The organism is Massilia atriviolacea (assembly GCF_003953935.1).
Lineage (GTDB): Bacteria > Pseudomonadota > Gammaproteobacteria > Burkholderiales > Burkholderiaceae_D > Telluria_A > Telluria_A atriviolacea.
Genome location: NZ_RXLQ01000019.1, coordinates 45,866 through 66,903 on the forward strand (window position 1 = coordinate 45,866; position 21,038 = coordinate 66,903).

Genomic DNA, 21,038 nt, shown 5'->3' on the forward strand with positions numbered 1-21,038 from the left:
GATCATCCTGTCACGCTGCGCACGCCGGTTCCGGCTCCAGCGAATTTTTTTTCCAGAATTGCAGATACTGGTTCAAATATTCGCGATTAATGCCTTCCAGGCGGATATTTCTGAAATTCAGTATTTCATAAGATCGGCTGAATATGACGAAATCATAGCGCTGCGCGCCAATCAAATGCATGGCGGGGAAATAGGCGCAGGGAATGAAACCGGCTTGCATGGCGATTTCTATTTTCGCCGACTCATCGGCGCGAATAATGAATTCGATATAGCGCACACCCAGGTCCTGCAAGATTACCGATGCCTTTTCCACGATATCGGCGAATCCTGCATTGCACAGATCGTGAATGCCGATCAACACGCAATGTTTGTCCGTCTCTGAAAAATAACAGAAAACCTCCACGTCCTGATCGGCCGAGCTGATCAGCAGATTGGGTTCTTGAAACGGGAAAAAAGTATGGTGGTCCTGCGCCACCAGCGCGTTCTTGCCCTCGTCAAAACGGCGCTTGGTCAGGCGCGGTGCATGGATCAATTCGAGTTCCAGCGCGGAGCGTGCGCGCGAAAAATTTTCGGCGCTGGTATGGGGAATCCAATCGTCGGGAATCGCGGGCAAGCCGCATTCGCGCCGGACTATGTCAAAAAGGGGACGCAGGCGTGGATGCAGGGCAAAATCGGTAAAGCGCGAATCGAACGCGCTTTTCGTAAATAATGCAGTAAGGCAATGCGTTTCATACCCACTCGTCTTGTGAACATTTGGGAAAATTCCCAGTTTTCGGTAGCCCAGATTCGCCGTTAATTTTTGCGGTGCCGAAGAAACCGTTCTGGTTGTGGCGTAGACGACTTCGACATGTGCGATGGCGCGCAATTGCGCATAGCCGAATTCCATCATGCGTTCCGTCAAATTCTGTCCGCGACAGTCATTTTCAATGACTGCGCCAAAGACTTTGGCAAACCCGGTCAGCGTGTGCTGATAGACAACGGACCCGACAATTCGGTCATCGATGGACGCCACAATCCAGTAATAGTCATCCCGCCCGAGCGCAGCGCGCAGTCGCGCCGTCTCCGACATCATTGGATCACTGTAATCACCTTGGTAGACGCTCTGGTAGAGGTCGACGATCTGAGCGGCATCTCGTGGAATGGCTTTTCTTAAGGTAATATTTTTTTCCATAATATTTTTTTTGACCGTGTATTATCTTATTGGAATAGCGCCGCTTTATTGGTGTGCAAGTTAATCATGGCGCCGAATTCTATATAAGGCAACATTGAAAGTCAAGCAGGGAAATATGACGGCTTGGTGACGACGAAGAAAATATCAGGCCGGGGCCGAATAATTACTCAAGGTGGACAATAAATTAAGCGGAAAATTGTCATCAATTTGTAACGCAAAAAATGCAATAAGCATTTTATTTGCCACGGATCCGGTTTTTCTTAAAACAGCCAGAGCGACGCGTCTCGTCGCTCTGGCAAACCATGTGATACCTTGCCAGTCGATAAACTCGGCGCTCCCGACATAATGTGACGCTTTTATGACCGACATGCAGCGCCTTGGGCGGCATGCTTTGGAGGCAAAGCGTTCACCTGACAAGGCTCCTGCTGGCGTCGTCGCCGTCGTGGCAATGGAGGCTCTTGCAAAACTTGCTTAGCAGGGGAGTAGCTTGGGATGGCAAGCAAAAGGGAGGGGGGGCACCAAAACGCCCCACGCCATGGATGCTCCCGGCGCGATCTGATCATGCAACGCCGGAACGCGATTCAAGATGATGTTACGCCCGCGTTGCGTAGCGAAATTGGCATCGTGACGCCGACATTGGCGCGCGTGGTGCATATTCTGGATCGGGCATATCAGCCGGGACGGTACTGCGATCGCGGCACGCGAGCGGCCTGTCGCGCCAGGAGCGGCCGAAGCCGCTGTTGCGCCCGGCGAGAAAAGCGCGTGCAAGCGTCAAGGCAAGCGCGCAGTGCCGGCGTCAGCCTCCCCGATCCGGCGCCAGCGCAGCCAGTCGCTGCCGGCATGCTGGCGGAATTGCCCACTGCCTGTGCCTGCGGCACAAAGTGCAACGCGCAAGGCTACAAAATGAGCTGGAACGGCTACAAGCTGCATATCGGCAGCGCCGACTGCGGCGTACCGGTCGCCGCTTTGCTGTGCTCGGCCTCTGTGCATCGATATGCCGGTAGATCTTCCCACCGGCCCCTGACTGAAGTAATTCGCCCGGCCGCGCAGCATCGGAATCAAGTCTTTGACCCGCGTCTCCGGCGTTGCCGCGAACCATAAGCTCGTCGTGTCGGCATGTATGTGCTTCCGTTATCGCATTCTTCCAACGGCAGACAGCGGTGTATTTAATTCTGCGCCAGCTTGTGCAGCTCCGCCGGATTGAGGATGATGAGCCGGTGCGTGCCCTTTTCGATGATGCCTTGCTGTACCAGCGCGAGCAGGGTGCGGGTCACCGTTTCGCGGCTGGTGTTGATCATGTTGGCGATATCCTGGTGGGTCGGCAGGTTTTCCACCACTTCCACATCGCCTTCCTTCTTTTCCTTCATCAGTTCGAGGAAGGTGTAGATGCGCTTGGCGGTGTTGTGAATGCTCAGCAGCGCGCGGAACTGCGAATCGCGCTGCACTTTTTCGGCCAGGAAGCGCAGCATGTGCTTGGCCACCGACGGCGAGTGCGAAAACAGGTGCAGCGCGGTGTTGCGCGGCAGCAGCGCCACCATCACCGGACTGAGGGCCACCACCGAGGCCGAGCGGGTCGAGCCGTTGATCACCGCAATCTCGCCGAAGAAGTCGCCGGGCGCGAGCATGCGCAGGCCGATCGCGCGTCCGTCTTCGGTGACGTCGATCACTTGCAGCTGGCCCGACAGCAGGAACAGCAGGCTGTCGCCGCTGGCGCCCTTTTGCAGCACCACGTCGCGCTTGGCGTAGGTGCGGATGCGCAGGTCGGTCATGACCTGGCGCATTTCATCCTCGCTCAGCTGGGCCAGCAGGGGAATCTTGCGCAGGTGGATCTGGACGCTGACCTTGTTCTGCGAATCCTTGGGCACCGGCATCACCGAGGCATCCTCGGGACCGAGCGGAACCCCGTTCTTGGTGGCGGTGACGATGAAGTTATCTGTACTCATGCACGGTTTCCGTCATAGATAGGCATGCGCCAGCGGCGCGCACAGCGCCACCGTGGCGATGCCGGCGGCATTGGCCGCCATGTCGCGCCAGCAAAACTTCCTGCCTGGCACTAAATTCTGCAGGATTTCGATGAGGAGGGCGGCGCCCAGCAAGCCCAGCAGGCATAGCTGCAGGATCCAGCCCCCCGGGACCATACGTGCCAGCAACAGGGCGAGCAGGCCGAACGCCAGGAAATGCAGCAGCTTGTCGTTCGGCAATGGGGGCAGCCATTCGTTGGGCACCAGGCAGCCCGCCACGATGCCCACCGTGGCCAGTAAAAACACAATCAATTCCCAAGTCATCTTATCCACATCAACAGTCGATCCGCCGGCGCCGGGACCTCCCGCGGGGTGTCCCGTGCCAGCGCCAGCAGGCGTGCCGGAGCGGTATCTTACCAGTTGTCGGTGCGCCAGCTGAACTGGAGCCAGCGGCTGTCGTACTGGAACAGGGGAATGTTCTCGCGATTGAAGGTGCGCCGCACTTCCAGCTGCAGGGCGCTGTGGGTGCCGACCGGGAACAGCAGGCTGGCGCGCAGCTGGGTGGTGTCCTGGTCGCGCCGGGTCTCGATGAAGTCTTGCGAGTAGATGCGCGAACCGCGCCAGGACTGGCGCGACAGGCCGGCTTCGGCGATGGCTTTCTCGCCCAGCAGCGCGACCAGGTTGGCGCCGCCGTACCAGCCGTGGCGGTCGCCGCCGGGACGGGCCGTCTTGCCGGCGTCGGCCAGCAGGCCGGCCGAGAGCACCACGGTGCGCTGCTTGCCGCGCATGGCCAGGCTGGTGCCCAGGTCGAGCGTGCGCGCATCGTAATAGCGCCGGGTCGGATAGATGGCGCTGCTAAAGCCGGCGCTGAGCGACCAGCCGAGCGATTCGCCCAGGTCGAGCGGCGGCACGGCGCGCAGCAGCACCTGGGCCTGGCGCTGGTACAGCTCGCCGCCGAGGCGGACCAGGCCGTAGGCGGCGGTGGCGCGCCCGGTCCAGCCGGCGCCGCTCCACGGCCGTTCCAGGGCGAGCAGGGCCGAATCGCTGTCCTGGCTGGTCACGTCGGTATGGCGCAGGGCGCGCAACTGGGCGATCAGGAGCATGCCGCGGCTGCCGATCGGCTGGTTGAAGTCGCCCGACAGGACCTTGAAATGGTCGGCGCGCGGGCGCGAGTCGGTTCCCAGTTCCACCTGCTGCAGGTTGTTGGTGCTGCCGAGCATGACGAAGCGGCTGCTCGAACCCTGGTTGACGTTGGTGTCGTAACCGGCGCCGAGCTTGAAGGACATCGAGCGCGGATGGCTGCGCTGCCCCTTGCAGCCCGAATTGCGGTAGTGGGCGATCAGTTGCAGGATCGACTCGGACGGATGGAAACGCTGTTCGATCTGGTCGAACAGGCGCTCGGCCTCGGCCTTGTTGCCCAGTTCGCAATGGCTGATCGCCAGGTCGAGCCAGGCGCCGGCGTGCAGGGCGTTCTTTTCCAGCAGCCGGCTGAGCTTGGTGGTGGCTTCGTCGGGACGTCCTTCGGACAGCGAACGCAGGGCGTCGAGGTACAGTTTTTCTTCCTGGGCCGCCTGCTCGTCGCTGAGCGGGGCCGGGGCCTCGGGTGCGGGCGATTCGGCCGCAGCTGTTACCGGCGCCGGCGTGTCGGGCGCCGCCGTGTCGGCCGCTGGCGGCGCCGCGTTTTCCGGCGCCTCGCCCAGCTGGGCGCGCGCCGGGGCGAGCGCGCCCAGCGCCAGCAGCATGGCCAGCAGCGGCGTCAGGAACGGGCGCCTCATGCCAGCTCCTCCAGCGTGTACAGCTCGATCGGCACTTCCTTGCCGCGCAGCGCGTGGCGGCCCAGGCTGAGGAAGCGGTGGCGCGTGGCGTAGCCGACCGTGCCCTGGCCGATGATCACATCGTGCGGGAAGTCGCGCGCCGCCTGTTCCAGGCGCGAGGCGGTGTTGACGCTGTCGCCGACCGCCGTATAAATGCTGCGGAAGGCGGTGCCGTAGTCGCCCACCATGGCCAACCCGCTTTCGATGCCGATGCGTACGCGCAGCGGCTGGCCGCCGGCGCGCACCCGGGCCGCGCTCAGGATGGCGACTTCGCGCAGGATGCGGGCCGCCGCGTCCAGCGCCAGGTCGGCGTGCTGTTCGTTGGGAATCGGCGCGCCCCAGAAGGCGACCAGGCCGTCGCCGGTGTATTTGTCGAGCGTGCCCTTGTTTTCCAGCACCGGACGGGTCAGGCAATCGAGGAAGTCGGTGGTCAGCCTGGCCGCTTCCTCGACCGGCAGCGCTTCGACCTGCGAGGTGTAGCCCTGCATGTCGGCGATCAGGGTGGTGACCTGCAGCTGGCGCGGCGCGAGCGGGTCTTTCAGGCCGCTGCGCAGCAGTTCGTCGACCACTTCGCCGGCCACGTAGCGGCGCATGGTGTCGAGCAGGCGCCGCGAACCGGACTGGGCCAGCTGCCAGTGGAAGGGCACGCCCACCGCCAGCAGGAAGGCGATCGACAGCAGCGGGCCGCTCACCGAAAAATCGGGATCGTGCGCGGACAGGCCGTAGGCCAGCAGGGCCCAGGTCAGCGAAGCGAGCGCCAGCATCAGCACATTGACGGCGGCCGACAGGCGCGCGAAGGTGTAGCCGGCCAGGGCCGCGACGGCGCTGGCGAACAGCACCGCCATCAGGCGTCCGGGCCAGGGCGCCGGGGCCAGCCCGGCCTGGCGGTCGAGCAGGGTGGTGAGCATCGAGGCGTGTACCAGCAGTCCCGGGCTGGAACGCCCGAGCGGGGTGGCGACGCGGTCGCCGATGCTCAGCGACGAGGAGCCGATCAGCACCAGGCGCCCTGCCACCATGGCCGGGTCGACCCGGCCGTCGAGGATCTCGCCGGCCTTGGCCACGGTGTAGGCGTCGAGCGAACGGCTGAAGGGGACGCGCTGGTAGCCGTCCTGCGGGCCGGGCGCCGGTGCTGCGGCGGGCGTGCCGCAGCAGTCGAGCAGCGCGCGCGACAGGGTCGGAAAGCGGCGCTGTTCGAACCAGGTATACATGGGGACGCGGCGCAGCACGCCGTCGGGATCGGGGCGCACCCCGATATTGCCCACGTGCGGGGCCAGCGCCAGCCCGGCGTGGTTGGCAATGAAGCCGTAGGCCGGCACGGCCCCGCCCGCCGCTGCGGACGGGATGCCGCCGGCCGGGCGCCCGAAACGCAGCGCCTGCGGGCGCTGTTCGTAATCGAACAGCTGGGCCAGCACCAGCGGGCCCTGCCCGGCCAGCACGGCCAGCCGCAGGTCGCCGGCCGGGTCGCCCGGCTCGCCTTGCAGGATGTCGAGCGCGACCGCGCGCGCACCGTCGCCGATCAGGGTTTCCACCAGTTCGGCCAGGCGCTCGCGCGACCATGGCCAGGGATGCGCCGCCAGGCTGGTTTCGTCGATATCGACCACCAGGATGCGCGGCTCGGGCGTGTCGACCGCCTGCGCCACCACGAAGCGGTCGCGCAGCCATTCGTCGGCCGCGTCCAGCACAGACGGCCCGCGCGGCCATTGCGCCCAGACGGCCAGCATCAGCGCCGCCAGGGGAATCGACAGGTGCAGCAGGGAAGAGGGGGAAAAGGAGCGCAAGTGGGCCAATGGGTTTGTCGTGCCGGCCGACGGGCGATGGTGCTCCCGGCGCGGCCGCGCGACCTGAAATAACGCAAGTATAACGCCAGACAGACAGCAATACTACCAAAGCAACTGTTTTTGCAACATTACTTCCCGCACAAGGTTTTCGTGCGCTCAGAGGGCGCACGGTAATCATACTGGCAAGGACCGGGCAAGAGATGTTGCGCAAGCGTCTCAGATTTGTATCAGAATGCAATAATGTGACGTGCAACACATTTTGAGGGGTTTTGCGGGCGCATAATCCGTACTAAGGGAGAATTTATGTTTAATCAATCCATTGCCACATTCCGCTATCTGTCTGTTGCGTCCGTTGCGCTGGCGCTGTCCTGCGCCGCGGCCGGGCAGGCCGGCGCCGCCGAAGCGGGGCGCATCGTGTTCGTCACCGGCGAGGTCCAGGTGGCCAGCAAGGCGGGCGTGCTCGACGCGCCGGTCCAGGAAGGCGACGAGCTGAGCACGGGCGCGCAGGGCTATGTGTATATGAAGACCGTCGACGGCGGCTTCCTCATCCTGCGTCCCAACAGCAAGGCGCGCGTGATCGCCTACAAGGTCGACGCGGCCAATCCGGGCAATACGCGGGTCAAGCTCGAACTGCTCAGCGGTGTTGCGCGCAGCATTTCGGGCCAGGGCGTCAAGCTGTCGCGCCAGAACTTCCGTTTCAATACGCCGGTGGCGGCGATCGGCGTGCGCGGCACCGACTTCATCGTCTCGACCGACCAGCAGACCACGCGCATCGCGGTGGTCTCCGGCGGCGTGGTGGTGAGCGGCTTTGCCGGCGCCTGCGGTCCGGAAGGCTCCGGTCCGTGCGAGGGGCGCAGCAGCCGCGAGCTGTTCGCCGGCCAGCCGGGCATGCTGCTGCAGGTCGACAAGGGCCAGCACGAGCCCAAATTGCTGAACAATCCTGGCGCCAGCCCGAACCAGGTGGTGCCGCCGCGCAGCGACGAGCCGAGCGGGCGTGCGCCTGCGGCGACCACGACCGTACCTGCCTTGCCCGGCACGGCCGTCAATCTGGACGCCAAGAAAGACAGCGTCAACCAGCTTAACAAGCCGCCGGTCGCGCCGGTGCTGCCGCCGGTGCCGCCGGTGGTGGTGACGCCGCCGGTTGTGCCGAAAGGCCCGGAGGTGATCTGGGGCCGCTGGCTGCGCATTGCCAATACGCCGCCCGACCCGGCAGTGATCGCCAGGCTGGCCAATCCCGACTACGACGACGGCACGGTGATCGGCTCGTATGCGATCAAGCGCCGCCTCGACAGCAATATGGTCTTGCCGACGGAAGGCAAAGCCTCGTTTGCGCTGGCCGAAGGCGAGGCCAGTCTGCAGCGCAAGGGCGGCGACGCGCTGGCGGCCAAGATCAACGACGCCAGCCTGAATGTCAATTTCGGCGCTCGCAGCTTTGAAACCAGCATGCTTGTATACAGTCCGGAAGGCGAAATGCGGGTGCGCGCCACGGGCGATGTGCATTCCAAGGGCGATCTGGTTAACGGCTCGGCCTCGAACACCATCGTGCAGGGTTACCTCACGGGCGAAAAAGCCGACGGCGCGCAGTTTATTTTCAAGACCAAGGACACCGGACAAGACTGGAATGCCGAAGGTTATACGCGCTGGACACGCCAGCCGCGTTAATGGCGGGCGGCGCCGGCTAATGCTGACGGCGCCGCGATATATATCGGCCTGATTATCTGGCCGGCGACATGCGAGAAAAGGCTGCCTTGATGGCGGCCTTTTTTTATGGCGTTGCGATAAGCGGCGCGACGCCTGCCGCGACCCGCCGCGCGCCCTGCCGGGCAGGGGTGCGGCCCCTGTTATGCAAGTGCAATGCCAGTGCGATGCGCCTGCGGGCGAGTGTATTGATGGGATGTCCGGATTATCAGCGCCGACGCGATTTTTGATAAAGCCGGGTATTTAATCCGGTGTCCGGCAGGCGGCGCGGCATGGCGCCCGCCACCGTGCGGGCAGGGGGGAGCGATTGTACAAAGATTGCCCGATTCGGCGGCAAGTGCTAAAGAAATAGGCAGAAAGATGTTCAATATCAAATTAAATTCACGAAATTTCAGTAAAAAAAGCGGATTAATCTGGATTTTGTGATGGTGGTCACAACCCGTGCCCCACGATGTGGCAATATACTCCCTGTTCTGCAAAAAAGGGACCGCAAGAGGTGGATTTCACCCCTGGCGGACCGCAGAAATCTGGTTATATCTAAGCTCAACTAAAGGATCCATCATGGCCGTAGCAACCGAGTACACAAAAGTAGCACAAGAACTTTACCTTTCCTATTTTGGCCGTCCAGCCGATGCAAAAGGTCTGGCAAGCATGACCGAAGCCCTCGCGGCTGCTAAGGCTCCTACGGACACCGCAGGCCTGAGCGTTGCTTACAAAACCAACACCGCTGTGAAAGCGCTGATGGACAGCTTCGGCACCAGCGCCGAATCGGCTGCCCTGTACCCAGGCTCGACCGCTGACTTCGTCAAAGCCGTCTACGCCAACCTGTTCGGCCGCGCTCCAGATGCTGAAGGCGCAGCTTACTGGATCGGTCAGATCGACACCGGCGTCGTCAGCAAAGGTGCAGCTGCTTACAACATCCTGACCGGCGCTATCGACGCTAAAGGCGCGGATGCAGCAACCGTGAACAAAAAAGTCACGATCGCGACCAACTTCACCAAAGCCATCGACACCGAAGCTGAAATCAATGCTTACAACGGCGCTGGCGCCGCTGCCGAAGCACGCAAGCTGCTGACCGCTGTCAACGCTAACACCGATGCAACCGCTTACCAGGGCACCGTCAACTCGGTCCTGGCTAACATGGTTCTCGGCACCACCCCAGGCTCGACCTTCAGCCTGACCGCACAGCGCGACGCGCTGGTCGGCACCGATGCCAACGATACCTTCGTCGGCACCATCTTCGACAACCAGAACACCCTGCAAGGCGGCGACAACATCGCTGGCGGCGGCGGCAACGACACCCTGCGCGCCGACATCGGCAATTCGCAGAAATTTGCTTTCCGCGCAGAAACCACCAGCGTTGAAAACATCGTTCTGAGCGCACAAACCGTTTCGACCGACGCAACCGACAACAACACCACCAGCACCAGCGAAGTCCAGGTTGACGCTGAGCGCATGAACGGTGTTAACCGTTGGGAAGACAACAACAGCCGCGCCGACCTGCTGATCGAAGATGTCCGCATCCTCGACCAACAGATCACCCGCGACATCACCATCGCCATGGTCAGCACCGACCCAGGCAACGTTGATTTCGGCGTGTACTTCGACCAGCACTCCCTGCGCGCAGCTCCTGTTGCCGCCAGCGGCGCAACCCTGCGTCTGCAACTGATGGACACCCGTTCGAACGATGCAGGTACCGCACCGCTGCTGAACAACCCGTACAACGGCTTCCAGTTCACCTTCAACGGCACCGCAGTGCGCGTTGCTTCGGAAGCGATCGACCAGGCCAAGACCTACGCCGACCTGCTGACCGCCATCAAGGCAGCTGTTGCCAACACCCCAGCCATCTCGAACTTCGAAGTGACCCTGGGCACCGCCTTTACCGCAGCTGACACCCTGTCGGGCCGCGTACAGACCGGTACCGAAATCGTCATCAAGAACCCAGGTGCAGGCACCATCGTTCTGGACGAAACGTCGGGCTGGCTGGCTAACGCACCAGTGCCACCAAGCTCCGGTCTGCACACCGCGATCCTGACCGCGCCAGCATCGACCACCGCATTCAAAATCACCAGCACCGTCATCCTGGACGACGTGGGCCGTGGTTCGAACGGCGGCGACCTGGTCATCGGTGGCCTGTCGACCGGCGACACCTCGACCTCGATCGGCGTTGAGCGTTTCGAAGTCACCGTTGAGCGCAACAGCAAGCTGCAAACGATGAACTCGACCGACAACAAGCTGGAAGAAGTTGTCTTCATCAACGGCGCTGTCAACAAAGGCAACGTATCGATCATCGGTAACCAGAACCGCGGCGCGAACCTGGGTATCGACGCATACAACCCAGCTGCACTGCCTAACAACGGCCTGCCAAAAATCGTTCAGAACCCAGCTGGCACCCCAGTGGGCACCCTGCGCGACGAAGCACTGCCAGGCACCGACACCATCAACGGCGGCAAACAGCATGGCGACATGTACGGTTTCCACGACATTCGTCTGATCGATGCACAGACCATGGTCGGCAGCCTGAACATGACCGCAGTCATCACCGACCGCGCAGTGACCAAGTACATCACCAAAGTCGACACCCAAGCCAACTCGGCAGCTGACAACATCGCTTTCAGCTACACCGGCGGCGGCAACAACGACGTCATGACCGTGGACCTGGACGCTGGCGTTGCCGGCAGCCGTAGCCACATCCTGAGCGGCCTGGAAGACTTCACGTTCGCCCTGAACGGCGGCGCCGGTAACGATCAGCTGACCCTGCGCGTTGTTCCTGCAGCAGCTGGCAGCACCGCACCGACCACCAACTGGCAGAACAACCAGGACCTGAACAACAACATCACCATCAGCGGCGGCGACGGCAACGACACCATCCGCAAACCAGGCGATGGCGATACCCGTATCGAAGGCGGCGCTGGCGATGACACGATCTACGCCGAAAACACCGGCGTACTGCCAGGCTTCATGAACGCGTACGGCAGCGCCGACAAGGTAGCGACCAACACCACCGCAACCTGGGCGTTCAACACGACCAACCAGACCGCGCTGAATGCTTACCTGGAAGATCGTAACATCGGTAACGTCCGTGCCGACACGAACGAAACCTACAATCTGTATGGCACCAAAGTCACCGTGACCTACCGCGGCATCAGCAGCGTTGTCACCCTGACCGACAACGTCACGTACCGCACCAGCGACCTGCAGATCAACCAGGCCATCAAGAACGCGATCAACAACAACCCAGTGCTGAACAAGCTGTTGCTGGCTTCGGATTCCGCATCGGGCGCCCTGATCGTCGGTTCGCTGACCGACGGCGTGCACGTCGCTGGCGACCTGACCGTGGGCCTGACCGCTCCAACCGCAGCTGTTGGCGCCCTGTCGGCTTCCGACCTGACCGCTATTGCGACGGCTTACGGCCTGACCGCTGACGCGACCGGCGCCAATGTGTACGCTGCAATGGTAACCGCGCTGGCTACGTACACCGCCAACGGCGACTACGCTTCGGCATTCGCTACCGCCTATGACTCGAACCAGCCAGCAGCAGTGCTGCGCGAAATGGTCGGCAAAGACGGCGACGCTATCAGCGACAACATCATCACCGGCGGCACGGGTAATGACGTGATCGTTCTGGGCACCCGCGAAGCGCTGAACGGTGGCGCGCAGATCCTGGCTCCAACCGTTGCCGATTTCGCTGCTTCGGATAACGATACCCTGGTCTACGCTCCTGCATTCGGCAACGACACGGTCCTGAACTTCAACGCCGTCGGCGCTGGCGTCGACCACCTGGACTTCACCGCACTGGGCGGCACCACCCTGACCAATGCGTTCACGGCTGACAAGTCGATCACCATCGGTGCTCCGACCGCAACCGCAGCCGCACTGACCACGACCGCGATCGCTGCTCTGTACAACGCGAACAACGCTGCTGCACAGACCCACGTGTACGTTGCTGTCGATCTGGACAACATCGGTACCGTGTACACGATCGCTGACGCTGTTGGCGCAACCAACGCAGTGGTGACCGTTGCCGGCACGATCGATATGGCTGACACCGCCTGGGGCACCCTGACCCAGACTAACTTCGTCAATTCGTCTGCCGCTAACTACTACCTGCTGGAAGGTGCTTCGGCCTTCGTTGCTCCAGTTGTTGTCGTGCCGCCTACGACCGCTGCTGTTACCCTGAACAACACGGTTCCAGGTTACAACGCTGGTAACAACACCAACGTGACCTTCACCGCAGCTGCACAAAACTTCTCTTCGACGCTGAGCAACTTTGCTGCTGGCGACAAGATCGTTCTGCCAGCAGGTTCGGTTATCACCGTGACCGATACTGTTGTCGGTAACAATGAAGTTGTGGTCTCGGCAACTGCCGGTGGTTTCACCCAGAACATCACCGTTCAGACCCAGGCGCCAGCAGTGATCGGTACCGCGGTTAACACCGTTGCGCTGTTCAACACCTTCTTCGGTGCTAACTCGCTGACGATCGCTTCGTCGACGGTGGCTGTTGCTGTCAGCAGCGGCAACACCAACTTCGATGCAGCGACGCTGGACTACGCGTTCAACATCGCAACCGGTACCTACACCGCGAACGTCACCAACTTCGCAGCTGGTGATGTGTTGAATTTCGTCAACGGCAGCGTTGTTACCACCAACAATGCAGTCCTGAACGACAACATCATCGACATCGTTTCGGTCAACGGTGGCACCACCACCACCATCCACCTGGTTGGTGCTGGCGTTGATGCCGGTCTGGCTGTCGGTAACGCAGGTACCGTTGCTGCATACAACGCTGTGATCCCTGGCGCAATCGTCATCGCCTAAGTGTTGTTATAAGTAGCAAGGAATCGCAGGCTTCGGCCTGCGTTTCCAGGCACTCGAAAGGCCAGGCTTTACCGCCTGGCCTTTTTTCATCACCCCTGCCGTTCGCGCCGGGTAGAAACCCATAAAGGCAGCGCTGTCATGCTGCGTTCAGTTAATCTTCTCTGGCGTAAAAACCTGCCCTGTGCTAAGCTTTCGAACTTGTGATCCACATCACATTTCCAAGCGGATTTTTTTGACATCCTGTCGTCCTGCTCACGTCGCCCAGCTCCGACAGGCAATGGCGAACACCTATGCCAGAAGCGGGAAGTCGCCGCTTTCCGCGCCGCCCTCGTGAATTACTAAACAATTGTGTTGGCCTCAAATGAAAAAACTTTTCGATAAAAAGAACGAAATTGGGCAGGCGCTGCTCATGTTCAAGGGCACCTTCTACACAGTCGGTATCTTCAGCGCGATCACCAATCTGTTGATGCTGGTGCCCTCGCTGTACATGCTGCAGGTGTACGACCGCGTGCTGGCCAGCCAGAACGAGATCACCCTGCTCATGCTGACCTTGCTGATGCTGGGCGCCTATGTCCTCATGAGCGCGCTGGAATTGATGCGCAGCATGATCCTGGTGCGCGTCGGCGCCCGTTTCGACATGAAGATGAACAAGCGCGTGTACACCGCCGCGTTCGAGCGCAACCTCAGAAAGGCGGGCGGCAACGCCGGCCAGGCCCTGAGCGACCTGACCAACATCCGCCAGTTCCTCACCGGCAGCGCGCTGTTCGCCTTCTTCGATGCGCCCTGGTTCCCGATCTACCTGCTGGTGATCTTCTTCTTCCAGCCGATCCTCGGCTGGTTCGCCCTGGGCGGCACCCTGATCCTGGTGATCCTGGCGGTCATCAACGAACGCGTCTCGCACAAGCCCCTGGCTGAAGCGAACACCACCGCCATCCTGGCCGGCAATATGGCCACCAACAACCTGCGCAACGCCGAAGTCATCGAAGCGATGGGCATGCTGCCGAACATGCAGTCGCGCTGGTACAAGCTGCACGCGAAATTCCTGCAGTTGCAGGCCGAAGCGAGCGCCAAGGCCGGTACCGTCGGCGCCGTCACCAAGTTCTTCCAGGTCGCGCTGCAATCGCTGATCCTGGGCCTGGGCGCGCTGCTGGTGATCGAAGGCAAACTGACCCCGGGCATGATGATCGCCGCCTCCATCCTGGTCGGCCGCGCCATGGCGCCGGTACAGCAGGTCATCGGCGTGTGGAAGTCGGTAGCCGGCGTGCGCAGCTCCTACGAACGCCTCAGCGCCTTGCTGGAAGAAAACGAAGAACGCAAGGAAGGCATGAGCCTGCCGAAGCCGACCGGCCACCTGACCATCGACAACATCACCGCCGGCCCACCGGGCGCGACCGTGCCGGTCCTGAAGGGCGTCAGCTTCGCCATCCAGGCCGGCGACGTGCTCGGCGTGATCGGCCCCAGCGGCTCCGGCAAGTCGACCCTGGCGCGCCTGCTGGTCGGCGTCTGGCCTGCGCTGATCGGCAAGGTGCGCCTGGACGGCGCCGATATCTACCAGTGGAACAAGGATGAGCTCGGCCCTTACGTGGGTTACCTGCCGCAGGATATCGAATTGTTCGGTGGCACTGTCAGCGAAAACATCGCCCGTTTCGGCGTGGTCGAGCCGGAAAAAGTGGTGGAAGCGGCCAAGCGCACCGGCGTGCACGACATGATCCTGAAAATGCCGCAAGGCTACGACACCGTGCTCGGCGACGGCGGCGCCGGCCTCTCCGGCGGCCAGAAGCAGCGCCTCGGCCTGGCGCGCGCCATGTACGACGATCCGTCGCTGCTGGTGCTGGACGAACCGAATTCGAACCTGGACGAGGTCGGCGAACAAGCCCTGATGATGGCGGTGCACGACCTGCGCCAGCGCGGTAAGACCATCGTGCTCATTACCCACCGTCCGTCCGCGATCAGCGTCTCGACCAAGCTGCTGGTGCTGCGCGACGGCGCCGTGCAGATGTTCGGCCCGACCAACCAGGTCTTGCAGGCGATCCAGGAAGCCAACCAGAAAATGGTCGAAGCACAGCAGCAGGCGGCGCGCCAGCAGCAGGCGCAGCAGGGAGGACAGCCGCCCCAGGCGGGCCAGCCCCAGCTGAACCCGGGCGCCGCAGTCACAACGGAAAAGGAATAAGCAATGAACGACCTGAAAAAGAAGACCGACGTGACCGATGTGGTGGTGCGCGACGTCCAACCGCTGAACGGCGCCAGCGTCGATTCGGGCAAGTACGCCCGCATGGGCTGGATCATCGTGCTGGTCGGCTTTGTCGGCTTTATCCTGTGGGCCTCGCTGGCGCCGCTCGACCGCGGCGTGCCGCTGTCGGGTACGGTGGCCACCGAAACCAGCCGCAAGGCGGTCCAGCACTTGAGCGGCGGCATCGTCCAGGACATCCTGGTCAAGGACGGGGACGTGGTCAAGGCCGGCCAGGTGCTGGTGCGCATCGATCCGACCATCGCCCGCTCCGCTGCCGAAATGAGCCGCGCCCAGTATTTCGGTTCGCTGGCGGCGGAAGCGCGCCTGCTGGCCGAGCGCAGCGGCAAGTCGGAACCGGCGTTTCCCAAGGAATTGATGGATCGCAAGGACGACCCGCGCGCCGTCGAAGCCATGGAAGCCCAGAAGCAGCTGCTGGCCTCGCGCCAGTCCAGCCTGAAGAGCGAACTGGCCGCGCTGGAAGAAAACGCCGCCGGCCTCAAGGCCCAGACCAAGGGCTTGCAGGAGTCGCTGGCATCGAAGAAAAGCCAGGCCGCGATCATCAAGGAACAGCTCGACGGCATGCGCGAACTGGCCAAGGATGGCTATGTGCCGCGCTCGCGCCTGCTGGAAATGGAACGTAACTTCATTTCGCTGCAAGGCACGATTTCGGAAGATATCGGCAATATCAGCCGCGCCCAGAACCAGCTCATGGAACTGAGCCTGCGCCGCATCGTGCGGACCCAGGACTATCAGAAGGAAATCAATGCCCAGCTGGCCGAGGTGCAGAAGGAAAGCGGCGCCATGGCCAGCCGCATCCAGGCCCAGGAGTTCGAACTGGCCAATGCCGAAGTCAAGGCGCCGGTCGACGGCGTGGTGGTCGGCATGCAGATTTTCACCAAGGGCGGCGTGGTCGCTCCCGGCGCGCGCATGATGGATATCGTCCCGAGTTCGGATGCGATGGTGGTTGAAGGGCAACTGGCCGTCAACCTGATCGACAAGGTGCAGGTCGGCCTGCCGGTCGAATTCATCTTCTCGGCCTTTAACACCAACAAGACCCCGCACATTCCGGGCATCGTGACCCAGGTCTCGGCCGACCGGACGGTCGATGAGCGTACCGGCATGCCATACTACAAGATCAAAGCCCGCGTGACGCCGCAAGGCGCCAAGCTGATCGCTTCGCACAAGCTCGATATCCAGTCCGGCATGCCGGCCGAACTGTTCATCAAGACCGGCGAACGCACCATGATGAATTACCTGTTCAAGCCGATTTTCGATCGCGCCAAGACATCATTGTCGGAGGATTAAGATGACGTTTCGACTCACTGCGTTCCGCATCACCGCCCTGGGCCGCATGAAGGCCGCCGCCGGCGCCGCACTGCTGCTGGCCAGCGCCGGCGCGTCCGCCATCAATCTGCAGCAGGCTTACGAACAGGCGCTGCGGAACGATCCGACCTACCGTTCGGCGTTCTATGAAAACCAGAGCGGCAAGGAAAACGCGATCCTGGGGCGCGCCGGCCTGTTGCCCAATGTGCAGGCGAACTACAACGCGAGCAAGAACCACTCGGACATCGAAACGCCGACCTCGATCACCCAGCCGGAATACATCAGCCGGGTCTCCAGCATCCAGCTGCGCCAGACCTTGTTCAATGTGGACGCGTATGCGCGCTTCAAGCAGGGCAAGGCCCAGGCCCTGCTGAGCGACCAGGTCTTCAGCGTGCGCGGCCAGGAAGTGCTGATCCGCGTCATCAGCGCCTATTTCGACGCCCTGTTCGCCGACGAGCAGGTGGCCCTGAACACGGCCCAGCGCGACGCCTACCTCGAACAGAGCGCGGTCAACACGCGCCTGCTCAAGCACGGCGAGGGGACCCGCACCGATGTGCTCGAAGTACAGGCGCGCCTGGAACTGTCGGAAGCGACCCTGATCGAAGCGAAAGACAACCAGGCCACGGCGCGCAATACCCTGGCCGGCATCATCGGCGGCGACCCCGGCACCCTGGTCGGCCTGAACGATACCTTCCGCATGCTGCCGCTCTCGCCGAGCGGGCTGGAAGAGTGGAAGGCGATGGCGCTGCGGCAGAATCCGGAATTGCTGGCCCAGACCACCGCGCTCGAAGTGGCCAAGCAGGAAATCCTCAAAGCGCGCGCCGGCCATTCTCCGCGCCTCGATTTCGTGGCCAGCTACAGCAAGAACGCCTCCGAAACCATCAATACCTACAACCAGGATTCGACCGTGCGCGCGATCGGCATCCAGCTCAACGTGCCGCTGTACTCGGGCGGCTCGGTCAACGCCACCTCGCGCCAGGCCGTGGCCGGCCTGGAGCGTTCGCGCGCCGACCTGCAAGCGAAGACCGACAAGGCCCTGATCGAAGTGAGCAAGCAGTACTCCGCCGTCCAGAGCGGCATCGCCAAGGTGAATGCGCTCAACCGCGCGGTGGAATCGAGCAACCTGTTGATCAAGGCGACCGAACAGAGCATCAAAGGCGGGGTGCGCATCAATCTCGACTTGCTCAATGCCCAGCAACAGCTGTTTACGACCAAGCGCGACCTCGCGCAAGCGCGCTATGGCTACCTGATGGCCTCGCTGCGCCTGCGCGCCGCCGCCGGCGCCCTGGATGCGAGCGACGTGAGCCGCACCGCATCCTACTTCCGCTGACCAACCCCCCTGCCGGCGGCCACGTGGCGCCGGCTTTTTTATCATAAGAGGAAACATGAGCAACGAACTTGAAATCACCACCGGCGGCATCAGCTACAAAGTGTCGGACCTGTCCCCGGAAGCGCAACAGCAAGTGACCAACCTGCGCTACGTCGAATCGGAAATCGCCCGCCTGAACGCCCAGCTGGCCATCTACGAAACCGCACGCGGCACCTACAAGAGTGTCTTGAAAGATCTGTTGCCGAAAACCGCGCAATAAGACTAACCGGACCCTGCCCGCCGCCTCGATGCGGCGGGCAGGGCGCTGCGATTCCTCCGGTGCATCCCATGATGTAGAATGCGCAACGTTATTTGCGTTGTCACATCAATCGCCGGACGATCCGGCATGCATGCACTAAAGGAAGCGCAGTTGAAACTCATCCCTACCATTCTTTGCGGCGGCGCCGGCTCGCGCCTGTGGCCCGTCTCCCGCGAACTTCATCCGAAACCCTTCATCCGCCTGGCCGATGGCCATAGCCTGCTGCAAAAAGCCTGGCTGCGCGGCGCCGCCCTGCCCGAGGTGGCGCAAATGCTGACCGTGACCAACCGCGAACTGTTCTTCAAGACCGAAGACGATTACCGCGCCGTCTCCGCCGGCCACCAGGGCCTGGCCAACAGCTACATCCTGGAACCGTTCGGCCGCAACACCGCGCCCGCGATCGCCGCCGCCGCCCTGCATGTGGCCGCCGTCCATGGCCCCGACGCCGTGCTGCTGGTGCTGGCCGCCGACCATCTGATTTCCGACCAGGCCGCCTTCGGCGCCGCCGTGGCCAAGGCCATTCCGCTGGCCCAGGCCGGCCGCCTGGTGACCTTCGGCATCGAGCCGGACGCGCCCGAAACCGGCTTCGGCTACATCGAGGCGGACGGCAACACGGTGCTGCGCTTCGTCGAAAAGCCGAGCCTGGAAAAAGCCCGCGAGTACCTGGCCAGCGGCCGCTACCTGTGGAATTCGGGCATGTTCTGCTTTGCCGCCGGCAGCATGATCGCCGAGATGGAATTGCACTGCCCGCAGATCCTGGCCGCCACCCGCGCCTGCCTGGCCGAATCGCGCAGCGCCACCGGCAAGAACTTCACCCAGTGCGAACTGGACGCGGCCGCCTTCGAGCAGGTCGCCGACGATTCGATCGATTACGCGGTCATGGAAAAATCGGCCAGGGTGTCTGTGGTGCCGTGCAATATCGGCTGGAGCGACATCGGTTCCTGGAATGCGCTGGGCGAACTGATCGCGCCCGACGCCGACGGCAACCGCATCGACGGCGACGTGCGCCTGCACGATGTGAGCGATTGCTTCATCCAGAGCAACGAGCGCCTGGTGGGCGCGGTCGGTGTCAACAACCTGATCATCGTCGACACGCCCGACGCCCTGCTGGTGGCCGACCGCAGCCGCGTGCAGGACGTCAAGCACCTGTACGTCAGCCTCAAATCCGAAGGGCACGACGTGCACAAGCTGCACCGCACCGTGCACCGTCCGTGGGGCACCTACACCGTGCTGGAAGACAGCACCCGCTTCAAGATCAAGCGCATCGAAGTCAAGCCGGGCGCCAGCCTGAGCCTGCAGATGCACCATCACCGCAGCGAACACTGGATCGTGGTCAGCGGCATGGCCAAGGTGGTCAACGGCGAGCGCGAATTGTTCGTCTCCACCAACGAGTCGACCTATATTCCGGCCGGCCACAAGCACCGCCTGGAAAATCCGGGCGTGCTCGACCTGGTGATGATTGAAGTGCAGAGCGGCGACTACCTGGGCGAGGACGACATCGTCCGCTTCCAGGATAACTACGGCCGCGTTTGATTGCTTACCGTCATTCCCACCCTGGGCGGCCCCCTTGACGGGAATGACGGTTTTAACGTTAACGGTACAGGCGAAGGCGGCAGGACACCCCGGTCTTACGCCGCTGCCTGGTCCCGCTCGGGATGGCATTGCGGGCACGATTTTTCGTACACGTACAGCGGCGAGAGCTGGTCGCGCGGCGTCACCACCGCGCGGCAGGCGAAGCACTGCACGGTCGTCACGGTCGCCTCGAGCTGCGGATTGAGCGCGGTGCGGTAGTCGAACACGAAGCAATCGCCCTGGTAGTGGGCGCCGCCGACTTCCTCGAAATACTTCAGGATCCCGCCGTCGAGCTGGTACACATGCTCGTAGCCGATATTTTTCATGTGGATCGCCGCCTTTTCGCAGCGGATGCCGCCGGTGCAGAAGGTGACCACGGTCTTGCCTTCGAGTTCGTCGCGGTGCCGCGCCACCACGTCAGGAAACTCGCTGAACTTCTCGATGCGGTAGTCGAGCGTGTTCTCGAAGGTGCCGACGTCGACTTCGAAGGCGTTCCGGGTTTCCATCATCACCACTTCACGGCCCTCGTCGTCCACGCCGTTGTCGAGCCAGCGCTTGAGCGTGGTGGCCCCGACCGCCGGCGCGCGCCCTTTTTCGGGCTGGATCAGGGGCATGCGCATGGTGATGATTTCTTTCTTGATCTTCACCAGCATGCGCTTGTGCGACTGTTCCTCGGAATAGCTTTCCTTCACTTCCAGGTCGGCGAAGCGCGCATCGGCACGCACCCAGGCCAGGTACTCGTCGATGTGCGAGCGCGGGCCGGACAGGAACATATTGATGCCTTCCGGCGTCAGCAGGATCGTGCCCTTGAGCCCCAGGCGCTTGCAGATGTCCTGGTACAGGGGACGCATTTCCTCAATATTGTCGAAAGTGACAAATTTATAGGCGGCGATATTGACGTGAGCGGCAGCTGCGGCGATGGCGGCATGCGCTTCAGCTTGTAAAGCGGTATTAGCTTGCATGGGAGCGAAGGAAAGGTAAACGGGAAAGCCGACATTATAGAACAATGTCCACGCCGGTAGCAGGGGTATGCGCGGGAACGGCC

The 21,038-nt window shown here is 62.3% G+C and carries 14 protein-coding genes and 1 pseudogene; 8 read left to right on the forward strand and 7 right to left on the reverse strand.

Annotated elements, in window-relative coordinates; all coding sequences use genetic code 11:
• Positions 1–10: 10 nt before the first annotated feature.
• The gene (locus EJB06_RS26560) at positions 11–1,171 is read right to left on the reverse strand and encodes a GNAT family N-acetyltransferase (protein ID WP_126077053.1); all 1,161 of its coding nucleotides are present in this window, start codon (positions 1,169–1,171) and stop codon (positions 11–13) included.
• 144 nt (positions 1,172–1,315) lie between these two features.
• Positions 1,316–1,540, reverse strand: coding sequence for a hypothetical protein (locus EJB06_RS26565; protein ID WP_126077054.1), 225 nt, complete (start codon positions 1,538–1,540; stop codon positions 1,316–1,318).
• A 292-nt stretch (positions 1,541–1,832) separates the two neighbouring features.
• Between EJB06_RS26565 and EJB06_RS32705 the strand changes: the two are divergent.
• Positions 1,833–2,161, forward strand: a pseudogene (locus EJB06_RS32705) (IS5/IS1182 family transposase); the annotation flags it as partial.
• Between the two features lie 176 nt (positions 2,162–2,337).
• Here the strand turns inward: EJB06_RS32705 and EJB06_RS26570 are convergent.
• From EJB06_RS26570 to EJB06_RS26585, 4 genes are all read right to left on the reverse strand, one after another.
• Positions 2,338–3,114, reverse strand: coding sequence for a Crp/Fnr family transcriptional regulator (locus EJB06_RS26570; protein WP_229427301.1), 777 nt, complete (start codon positions 3,112–3,114; stop codon positions 2,338–2,340).
• Between the two features lie 12 nt (positions 3,115–3,126).
• Complete coding sequence (locus EJB06_RS26575) at positions 3,127–3,456, reverse strand: VanZ family protein (RefSeq protein ID WP_126077055.1); 330 nt, start codon at positions 3,454–3,456, stop codon at positions 3,127–3,129.
• An 89-nt stretch (positions 3,457–3,545) separates the two neighbouring features.
• The gene (locus tag EJB06_RS26580) at positions 3,546–4,907 is read right to left on the reverse strand and encodes a tetratricopeptide repeat protein (protein WP_126077056.1); all 1,362 of its coding nucleotides are present in this window, start codon (positions 4,905–4,907) and stop codon (positions 3,546–3,548) included.
• Positions 4,904–6,724, reverse strand: a complete 1,821-nt coding sequence (locus EJB06_RS26585; RefSeq protein WP_229427302.1) for a CHASE2 domain-containing protein — start codon at positions 6,722–6,724, stop codon at positions 4,904–4,906. The genes EJB06_RS26580 and EJB06_RS26585 overlap by 4 nt, the downstream gene beginning before the upstream one ends.
• A gap of 303 nt (positions 6,725–7,027) precedes the next feature.
• Between EJB06_RS26585 and EJB06_RS26590 the strand changes: the two genes are divergently transcribed.
• The 7 genes from EJB06_RS26590 to EJB06_RS26620 all read left to right on the forward strand — a co-directional run bounded on the left by EJB06_RS26590 (position 7,028) and on the right by EJB06_RS26620 (position 19,954).
• Positions 7,028–8,386, forward strand: a complete 1,359-nt coding sequence (locus tag EJB06_RS26590) for a FecR family protein (RefSeq protein ID WP_126077057.1) — start codon at positions 7,028–7,030, stop codon at positions 8,384–8,386.
• Between the two features lie 597 nt (positions 8,387–8,983).
• Positions 8,984–13,240 (forward strand): DUF4214 domain-containing protein, encoded by a 4,257-nt coding sequence (locus EJB06_RS26595; RefSeq protein WP_126077058.1) that lies wholly within the window; start codon positions 8,984–8,986, stop codon positions 13,238–13,240.
• A 361-nt stretch (positions 13,241–13,601) separates the two neighbouring features.
• A complete protein-coding gene (locus EJB06_RS26600; protein WP_126077059.1) occupies positions 13,602–15,410 on the forward strand; it encodes a type I secretion system permease/ATPase in 1,809 nt (602 codons plus the stop codon).
• A gap of 3 nt (positions 15,411–15,413) precedes the next feature.
• The gene (locus EJB06_RS26605) at positions 15,414–16,775 is read left to right on the forward strand and encodes an HlyD family type I secretion periplasmic adaptor subunit (RefSeq protein ID WP_126077060.1); all 1,362 of its coding nucleotides are present in this window, start codon (positions 15,414–15,416) and stop codon (positions 16,773–16,775) included.
• A gap of 1 nt (position 16,776) precedes the next feature.
• Positions 16,777–18,123: a TolC family outer membrane protein gene (locus EJB06_RS26610; RefSeq protein ID WP_229427303.1), complete on the forward strand. Its 1,347-nt coding sequence runs from the start codon at positions 16,777–16,779 to the stop codon at positions 18,121–18,123.
• 55 nt (positions 18,124–18,178) lie between these two features.
• Positions 18,179–18,382: a DUF6447 family protein gene (locus EJB06_RS26615; protein WP_126077061.1), complete on the forward strand. Its 204-nt coding sequence runs from the start codon at positions 18,179–18,181 to the stop codon at positions 18,380–18,382.
• A gap of 150 nt (positions 18,383–18,532) precedes the next feature.
• Positions 18,533–19,954 (forward strand): mannose-1-phosphate guanylyltransferase/mannose-6-phosphate isomerase, encoded by a 1,422-nt coding sequence (locus EJB06_RS26620; RefSeq protein ID WP_126077062.1) that lies wholly within the window; start codon positions 18,533–18,535, stop codon positions 19,952–19,954.
• Between the two features lie 95 nt (positions 19,955–20,049).
• Here EJB06_RS26620 and EJB06_RS26625 read toward each other — a convergent pair whose 3' ends face one another.
• Complete coding sequence (locus tag EJB06_RS26625; protein ID WP_126077063.1) at positions 20,050–20,955, reverse strand: sulfurtransferase; 906 nt, start codon at positions 20,953–20,955, stop codon at positions 20,050–20,052.
• Positions 20,956–21,038 lie beyond the last annotated feature (83 nt).

Excerpts from the sequence above, each read along its gene's own strand:
- EJB06_RS26625 (WP_126077063.1), bottom strand. The coding sequence starts at position 20,955 with ATGCAAGCTAATACCGCTTTACAAGCTGAAGCGCATGCCGCCATCGCC.
- EJB06_RS26580 (WP_126077056.1), bottom strand. The coding sequence starts at position 4,907 with ATGAGGCGCCCGTTCCTGACGCCGCTGCTGGCCATGCTGCTGGCGCTG.
- EJB06_RS26570 (WP_229427301.1), bottom strand. The coding sequence starts at position 3,114 with ATGAGTACAGATAACTTCATCGTCACCGCCACCAAGAACGGGGTTCCG.
- EJB06_RS26610 (WP_229427303.1), top strand. The coding sequence starts at position 16,777 with ATGACGTTTCGACTCACTGCGTTCCGCATCACCGCCCTGGGCCGCATG.
- EJB06_RS26595 (WP_126077058.1), top strand. The coding sequence starts at position 8,984 with ATGGCCGTAGCAACCGAGTACACAAAAGTAGCACAAGAACTTTACCTT.
- EJB06_RS26605 (WP_126077060.1), top strand. The coding sequence starts at position 15,414 with ATGAACGACCTGAAAAAGAAGACCGACGTGACCGATGTGGTGGTGCGC.
- EJB06_RS26590 (WP_126077057.1), top strand. The coding sequence starts at position 7,028 with ATGTTTAATCAATCCATTGCCACATTCCGCTATCTGTCTGTTGCGTCC.
- EJB06_RS26565 (WP_126077054.1), bottom strand. The coding sequence starts at position 1,540 with ATGTCGGTCATAAAAGCGTCACATTATGTCGGGAGCGCCGAGTTTATC.
- EJB06_RS26600 (WP_126077059.1), top strand. The coding sequence starts at position 13,602 with ATGAAAAAACTTTTCGATAAAAAGAACGAAATTGGGCAGGCGCTGCTC.
- EJB06_RS26575 (WP_126077055.1), bottom strand. The coding sequence starts at position 3,456 with ATGACTTGGGAATTGATTGTGTTTTTACTGGCCACGGTGGGCATCGTG.
- EJB06_RS26560 (WP_126077053.1), bottom strand. The coding sequence starts at position 1,171 with ATGGAAAAAAATATTACCTTAAGAAAAGCCATTCCACGAGATGCCGCT.
- EJB06_RS26615 (WP_126077061.1), top strand. The coding sequence starts at position 18,179 with ATGAGCAACGAACTTGAAATCACCACCGGCGGCATCAGCTACAAAGTG.